The organism is Gilliamella sp. wkB292 (assembly GCF_001690235.1).
Taxonomy (GTDB): Bacteria; Pseudomonadota; Gammaproteobacteria; order Enterobacterales; family Orbaceae; genus Gilliamella; species Gilliamella apicola_F.
Window position 1 is genome coordinate 1 of the sequence record NZ_LZGO01000006.1, and the last position, 8,166, is coordinate 8,166.

The following is an 8,166-nucleotide window of genomic DNA, read 5'->3' on the forward strand; positions in this document are numbered from 1 at the left end:
AAAAATAATCTTGCTTAATGTCATCAATTCTTTTGCAAAAATTGATGACATATTTCTAATATTGATTCATTTATCAATACTTTTAATCAGACTAATTTCCATCTTCCCAAAGCATAATTGCATTATCTTGTGTTAAGATTAACGGTGGCGCAAACAGATATTTTTTAATTTTATTAGGCATGACAGTAATATCATTTAAATCCAGTTGCACGTGTGGATAAATTTTTGCCATTTGTTTTAACCGCATGCTTAATAATTCTTTGACCTTATTCGATTCTTTAGCAAAGGCTAATTCCTCTTTCAAAAGGCTTATTTGCCTTTTATGATGCTCTGATTCGAACATCTCAGGAAATATAAAACGCATTTCTCTATTATTCTCGATCTTAGCTTTACTATTGTATTCTTTATCTTTATATTCGCCATGGTGTAACTTAAGCTCCTTAACATGTAATGCAATAATTTTATTTATGTTTTCAGGATAATTTAATTTAGAATCTAAATCACTTAAGGTATTTTTTTGAGGTAATAATTTATCACTTTGTACTAAGGTAAATAATGGTTTTTTATGTGTCTTCATTTCTATAACTTCCTTTTTTTAGGACAATAAGATAACGATCTGTAGAACATTAAAAAACGACTGTTACTCTATCGCAAAAAAATTTGAGGTAAACATAACGTTTTAGTATAAAAACAACTAAAACCTCAATTATTACTTTTATCTCCTTTTCATTAAAGATGATGTTATTATCATAAGATAAAACATCATGTTATTATTATTTTAACATTTTAATAAACGCTATATTTTTGCCAATTTAAGGTATTTATCCATTTCTTCTTCTGGAACCATACCTCCACCTGTAGCCCAAACTAAATGGGTAGCATTTTCTAAAATTTCGGGTGAAAAATTATTTCGTTGTAAATACTCTGTATTTGCTTCTAATTTTGATGGACCTATCATTCCTGCTAGTGCTGAAGGCTCCAATTGAATTTTTTCTTGCTGGTTCAACAATCCAAGTAAGTCATACATTTTTTGATCACTAATTGTCAAATAGCCATCAATTAGCCTTTCCATTGCAGGCCCAACAAATCCAGAAGGTCTACCAACAGCTAAACCATCAGCAGCAGTAATATTATCGATACCAATATCTTGGACAGCAATTTTGTCGTGTAATCCTGTATATACACCTAATAACATACAAGGTGAATGGGTTGGTTCTGAGAAAATACAATGTACATTATCACCAAAGGCTAGTTTTAATCCAAAAGCAACACCGCCAGGACCTCCGCCTACACCACAAGGTAGATATACAAATAATGGATGTTTTTCATCAACAATTATATTCATTTCTTGGAACTGTTTTTTTACACGATCACCCGCAACAGAATATCCCAAAAACAAGTTTTTCGAATTTTCATCATCTATAAAAAAACAATTAGGATCAGATTCAGCTGCTTTACGACCTTGTTCAACAGCTACGCCGTAGTCTTGTTGATATTCAATGACATTTACACCATGGGAACGTAGTTTATTCTTTTTCCATTCTCGAGCATCACTAGACATATGAACACTGACTTTGAAGCCTAATTTAGCGCTCATAATACCTATAGATAAACCAAGATTCCCTGTTGAACCAACCGCAATACTATATTGACTAAAGAATTGTGTAAAACTCTCTGAAAATAATTTACTGTAATCGTCAGTTTCAGTTAATAGTCCATTTTCTATGGCAAGTTTTTCCGCATGATATAATACTTCGTATATTCCGCCACGAGCTTTTATAGAACCTGAAATTGGTAAATGACTATCTTTTTTGAGGAACAAACTTCCTGTAATTTTTTGTTGATAGTGGCTTTCAAGTGCTGCTTTCATGTTTGGTATAGCAACAATATCTGACTCTATAATTCCTTTAGTCACCACTGTATCTGGAAATACTTTACAAAGATAAGGTGCAAATCTAGCTAATCTATTAGTAGCATCATTTACATCTTGTTTTGTTAGTTTGACATAAGGTAAGCCTTCCGTCAAGGTGGTCACCTTAGGATTAAACCAAATTGTCTCCTCTAGGTTTATTAAATTATTGACTAAAGGATGTTGTTTTATTAATTTTTTTATATTGTTAGGTGTCATGAATCCATTCCTATTACTATTATTTAAATAATATAAGACAATAAAAAAGTACCTGCCAATGCGACTAACGAAGCAATAAAGGTAGCAGATGTGTAATATTTGAATATTTCATTTAATGTTGCGCCACAATATTGCTTTACAAGCCAAAAAAGCGAATCTGTTACAATTGTACAACCAATAGCGCCCGAACCGATCGCTAACGTTATGATTTCAGGGCTAACATTAGGGTAAAGTGGCAACATAGGTGATACAATTGCTGTTGCTCCCATCATGGCAACCGTTGCAGAGCCCACTGCAGCATGTAATATGATTGCAACCAACCACGCCAATAAAATAGGGTGCATATTTAGCTGCGATAAAATACCCGCTAATCCATCACTCAAACCACTACTTTTTAACACCCCATTAAATGCACCGCCCGCACCAATAATCAACAAGATATTAGCGATTGAAGAAAAGCCACTTTCTGTTTTTATTAATAAATCTGACATTCGCATTTTTTGGCGAATACCTAGTATATAGTAAGCAACAAAAGCACCAATAAACATTGCCGTAATCGGGTTACCAATGAATTCTAAAATTTGATACATAAAGGTTGTTTTATCTATATTGAGTTCAGCTATTGTTTTAATTAGCATCAAAATAATGGGTAATAGTACTGTAAATAATGTAGCACCCAATGAAGGAAGTTCTAATTCATCTCGAATTTTCATTTCGGAAAACTCTTTTGGTACCGTTTTAAAAGGGATTTTTTTGTTAATAATTTTTAGAAAAATTGGTCCTGCAACTAATGAAGCTAAAAGACCTATCATTAATCCATAAACGATTACCGTACCAATATCCGCTCCAAGAGCATTAGTGACAAATAAAGCTGCCGGGTGAGGGGGAACAATGCAATGAACAGCCATCAATGCAGTACAAAGAGGGATAGCTAATGTTAAAAGTGAAGTTTGTGTTTTCTTTGCAATTGAAAAAGCCAAAGGAATTAGTAAGACCACACCAACTTCAACAAATAGAGTAATGCCGCAAATTAACCCTACTAAAACCATAATTACTTGTGGTGATAAGAAGCGACATTTTTGCAATGTTAAACCAATACGTTCTGCTGCTCCTGAGACTTCCATCATTTTGCCAAGAATGGTTCCTAATCCAATTACAGCGGCTAAAAATCCTAAAGTATTACCAATTCCATCTTCGATGGCAGAAATCATTTTGAGAGGAGGCATTTTCATTAATAATCCAACGTAAAAGCTGGCTAGTAATAACGATAAAAAAGGATGAAGCTTAAATTTTATTATCGAATACACTATTAAAATAATACTCGTTACTAAAACAACAATAAACCAAATTTGTGAATCCATATTGTTTTCCTTATATTATATAGTTATCAGTGTAATTAAAGATTTTTATCGTTAATTTGACAAATGATTAATAATTAATTTCACATGATTTATTTTCATGCATAAATGTGATTTCAATCAGTATATTAAGCAATAAGATAGTTAAAATTTTAACCAGTATTTAAAAATTAGTTTTAGATAGATAAATAACAGAATTAATGTTTTAATGAAGTTGGGAGAGGACGAGCTATGTATGATGAAAGTAAGTTATTTAGCAAGAACCGTGTTATCAATCGTTATCAGTTATCAAAATTGCATACATTTGAATCAGTGGCCCGACACCTATCCTTTTCATTAGCAGCAAAGGAGCTATATATCAGTCCGAGTGCTGTAAGCCATCAAATAAGCAAATTAGAAGAAGAGCTTTCGATTAAATTATTCCATCGATTTCATAGAAAAATTGCATTGACTCACGATGGTGAAAATTTATACACAGTCGTAAAAAATTCCCTTCATATCTTAAATCAAGAAATATTAGAAATTAAAAATCAAGAGATCTCAGGTACGCTTACTGTTTATTGTAGGCCGTCTTTTGCACAAGGTTGGTTAATACCAAAAATATCACAGTTTGTTTGCCGTTATCCTTATATATCGCTCAATATATTATCAGGAAATGAGATTATTAATTTTTCACGGCATCGCATTGATTTAGCTATTTATTATGACGATATTATTTATGATGAATTGGTTTGTGAACATTTATTTAATGAAACAATTATTCCAGTTTGTAGCCCTGATTATGCAAAACAAAAAAATTTAACTAATAAAGTTGAAAATTTAGATAAGTGCCTTTTACTGCATGATAATCAGGCTTGGGGTTATGATTCTAATTGTGATGAATGGATGGGGTGGGCTAATCATTATTCTTTGCCCTTTGATTTTAATGATATACCCAAAATAGATTTTGATCGTTCTGATCTTGCAACTACTGTCGCTGTTAATCATGGTGGTGTTGCTATGGGGCGACGGAAATTAATCGGCAAGTTACTTGAATCGGGTGAGCTTATTACACCTTTTCCTGAAATGGAAATGTTATGTAAACAGCGCTATTACATCTTACGAGCGCAAGCCAAATATAACCCCAAAGCAGATATTTTTATAAAATGGCTAAAAAGCCTAGTTTAATAAAGTAATGCTAGGCTAAAGGTAAGCGTTTAGGCTTCCCTTTAGTCTAAGTATATTATTTATTCCGTTTTAAATGTTTCAAATTGGATAGTGCGATGGATAGTAGAATAATAATGACACCAATCCATTGATTAAAATAGACCGATTCTTTTAAATAAAAATATGAACAGGTGACGGCAACAGGCAGTTCAGCTGCGGATAATATTGCACTTAATGAAATACCAATTTTGGGAATGCCAACAGAAAACAAAAACGGAGGTAATACGGTGCCAAGTAGTGCTAATAAAAATCCTAATTGATAAAGTTGATCATTCAAATTTAATTTAAAGAAGAATAAAGGTGGGAATATAATAAAGGTTATTATGCACGCTCCGGTTATCATCAAGGCACTTTTCTCTAATTTTGGTAATTCATTGCCAATATTACTGCTTGTACTGATAAATAGTGAATACATTAAGGCCGCTAAGAAACCAAAAAAACAGCCGGTTAAGTTCAAACGAATATCTTGATTAAATAGTCCAGCGGCTAGGCAGCTACCGCCTATAATGGTAATCACCGTTAAAATTTGAGTCGTAGTCGGTTTATTTTTGAAAATAACATAATCGATAATAATACTAATCCATAAATACTGCATTAATAGTATTATAGCAATTGATGCAGGAACGAGTTGAACACATTGATAATAGCAAATGCCAACTAAACCAGGGAAGATACCCACAGCACATACTTTCAATCTGTTAGTTTTGGGATTATGAGTTGTCGTTGCTGTACTTTTAGGTTTTAAGAAGGTTTTAACTATTAAGTGAATAATCCATAATATTAGCATACCCAAAAAACATTGTACGCCAGTAACTTCACCAAGGGAGTAGCCAGCTTTATAAGCGGTTTTCACAATAGAGGAGAGCACACCAAAGCTGCACGCCCCTAAAAAAACTAATAAACCACCTAAAAATTTTTCTTTCATATTTAAATCTCATAACTTATATAAATTAATTTTGTAGCTAAAAAACAAACGAAATAAGAGACCACAGGGTGGAGACCCTGTGTCACTTTTCATTTTTTAACATATTAGAATAACGAATACTAAGTGAATCAGAACAGAATGTAAGCTTGAATTATTAGCCCATTAGTTTGATTGTGGTAAGTTATTGCTTAACTGTTTCGTTTCTATTATGGTCATAGTTAAAGGTAAAGTAAAAAATAATTCCCAACACTAGTGCATAAGATGCAAATATTAACCATATTGTTTGCCAATCTCGACCAGTTGTGTAAGTAAATTTATCAACCACCATACCACTTAAGATTGAACCCAAATATGCACCAATTCCATTTACCATCGTCATAAAAAGCCCTTGTGCACTTGCTCGAATATTAGAATTAACTTCCTTTTCTATAAAAATTGATCCTGAAATATTAAAGAAGTCAAATGCACAACCATAAACTATCATGGATAACAACAGTAAGACAAAACCAAATGGTGTTGGATCACCAAACGCAAATAAACCAAATCGGAGCGTCCAAGCTATCAGGCTTATCATGATTACTTTTTTTATTCCAAACTTTTTAAGAAAAAACGGAATAGTTAAAATAAATGCCACTTCTGCCATTTGCGATACGGATAATAATATCGCTGGATGCTGAACAATTAAACTGTCTGAAAATTCAGGAATTTTACCAAAGTCTTTTAAAAATGCCCCGCCGAAAGTATTAGTGATTTGTAGTATTGCGCCAAGTAACATTGCAAATAAAAAGAATACTGCCATGACGGGTTTTTTAAATAACACAAATGCATCAAGCCCTAAACGAGAAGACCAAGATTGTTGTTGGCTCTGTTTGATTTCAATATTTGGTAACGTTGCGCTGTAGATCACTAATACGACTGATGCCGCACATGCCACATAAAGTTGTCCATTACTGGAATCTAACTTCAGTAGACTTATCATCCACATAGCAATAATAAAACCTACTGTACCAAACACCCGTATTTTAGGAAACACTTCGACAGTATTTAAGTTATTTTTATCTAAACACGCGTAACTAATTGAGTTAGATAGCGCAATAGTTGGCATGAAAGCCATTGCATTAGCAAACATCAACCAAAATAGTAAACTTGATGTCGTCACTGATGCAGCATAAAAAAGCGCAACAGCACAAATCGAGTGACACAGCATGTACAAATATTTTGCTTGAATAAATTTGTCAGCAATAATCCCTATAATACAGGGCATAATTAATGCGGCTAAGCCTTTAGTACTGAAGATCATACCTATTTCAGCACCAGAAAATTTTAGTGTATTAAAAAGATAAATACCTAAAGTCGTTAGCCAGCTTCCCCAAATAAAGTATTGGAAAAACATCATTATTTTTAATCTATTTTTTATGTTCATTATTTAAATCCTAAATAAATTGAACTGCTTATATAAAATTAAAAACTATGAACTAAAAACGTGCAATTGTTTTAGTAATGAGTTGTAAAAAAGTGGATTTTACACGTTCAGCGGTTTCAATCACTTCTTCATGGCCGAGTGGTTGATCTAAAATGCCACAAGCCATATTAGTTAAACATGAAATGCCGATAGTTTTAATCCCTGAATGATGAGCAATAATTGCTTCAGGAACTGTTGACATACCAACTGCATCAGCTCCTAATGTACGGATCATTCTAATCTCTGCTGGAGTTTCGTAGGTTGGTCCTGTCCACCAAGCATAAACACCTTGTTGTAAAGTGATATTTAGCTCTTTAGCTACTTCGCTAACCGTTGCTCTTAATTGCTTGTTATAAACTTCACTGACATCTAAAAAGCGAACACCTAATTCAGGATTATTTGGCCCCATTAATGGATTATTGGCGGTTAAATTAATGTGGTCAGTGATTATCATTAAATCACCTGGTTTAAAGCTAGTGTTGACTGCACCACAGGCATTGGTAATGATCAGTTTTTCAACACCTAGCATTTTCATTACACGCACAGGGAAGGTAACTTGATCTAATGAAAAACCTTCATAGTAATGAAAACGACCTTTCATCGCGACAACAGTCTTATCTCCACATTTACCAATCACTAATTCATTTGCATGACCAACAGCTGCTGATTTAGCAAAGTGTGGAATAGTGTCATAAGGAATGTGAACGGCATCTTCAAGAGTATCGGCAAAAGGACCTAAACCTGATCCAAGTATAATTCCGATTGTTGGTTTTTTGTCGGTTTGCTGTTGAATATAGTTTACTGCTTGTTGAATATCTGCTGTTTGATGCATGACTGTATCCTTTCAAATTGTAGTAGTCTTAATGATAAATAAAATGCAGTGATGTTAAATAATCACTTAAAACTTGCTTATATTTTTATCATGAATAAAAAATACGTATCTCAATTGTTCACATTGATCTAGTATGTCATAGAAAACGATGTGAATAATTGACTTTTTCTCAAAACGAGAAAACGATCACATAAAAAGAATATATAATAAAAACAACGTAGTTTTCATTTTTCAGGGTATATTATGATGATGTTC

7 protein-coding genes are annotated in these 8,166 nt (G+C 33.0%); 1 reads left to right on the forward strand and 6 read right to left on the reverse strand.

Annotation, left to right across the window (positions count from 1 at the left end):
- Positions 1 to 91: 91 nt before the first annotated feature.
- The 3 genes from A9G09_RS00195 to dsdX form a co-directional block, all read right to left on the reverse strand.
- Complete coding sequence (locus A9G09_RS00195) at positions 92 to 577, reverse strand: hypothetical protein (RefSeq protein WP_065632912.1); 486 nt, start codon at positions 575 to 577, stop codon at positions 92 to 94.
- Between the two features lie 219 nt (positions 578 to 796).
- The gene (locus A9G09_RS00200; RefSeq protein WP_065632913.1) at positions 797 to 2,128 is read right to left on the reverse strand and encodes a D-serine ammonia-lyase; all 1,332 of its coding nucleotides are present in this window, start codon (positions 2,126 to 2,128) and stop codon (positions 797 to 799) included.
- 23 nt (positions 2,129 to 2,151) lie between these two features.
- Positions 2,152 to 3,489, reverse strand: coding sequence for a D-serine transporter DsdX (gene dsdX / locus A9G09_RS00205; RefSeq protein WP_065632914.1), 1,338 nt, complete (start codon positions 3,487 to 3,489; stop codon positions 2,152 to 2,154).
- Between the two features lie 228 nt (positions 3,490 to 3,717).
- On the opposite strand from dsdX, the gene dsdC reads away from it, so the two are divergent.
- Positions 3,718 to 4,653: a DNA-binding transcriptional regulator DsdC gene (gene dsdC / locus A9G09_RS00210; protein ID WP_065632915.1), complete on the forward strand. Its 936-nt coding sequence runs from the start codon at positions 3,718 to 3,720 to the stop codon at positions 4,651 to 4,653.
- A 55-nt stretch (positions 4,654 to 4,708) separates the two neighbouring features.
- Here the strand turns inward: dsdC and A9G09_RS00215 are convergent, their stop codons facing one another.
- The 3 genes from A9G09_RS00215 to A9G09_RS00225 all read right to left on the reverse strand — a co-directional run bounded on the left by A9G09_RS00215 (position 4,709) and on the right by A9G09_RS00225 (position 7,911).
- A complete protein-coding gene (locus A9G09_RS00215) occupies positions 4,709 to 5,617 on the reverse strand; it encodes a DMT family transporter (RefSeq protein ID WP_065632916.1) in 909 nt (302 codons plus the stop codon).
- A gap of 181 nt (positions 5,618 to 5,798) precedes the next feature.
- Positions 5,799 to 7,040, reverse strand: a complete 1,242-nt coding sequence (locus A9G09_RS00220) for a nucleoside permease (protein WP_065632917.1) — start codon at positions 7,038 to 7,040, stop codon at positions 5,799 to 5,801.
- A gap of 52 nt (positions 7,041 to 7,092) precedes the next feature.
- The gene (locus tag A9G09_RS00225; RefSeq protein ID WP_065632918.1) at positions 7,093 to 7,911 is read right to left on the reverse strand and encodes a purine-nucleoside phosphorylase; all 819 of its coding nucleotides are present in this window, start codon (positions 7,909 to 7,911) and stop codon (positions 7,093 to 7,095) included.
- Positions 7,912 to 8,166 lie beyond the last annotated feature (255 nt).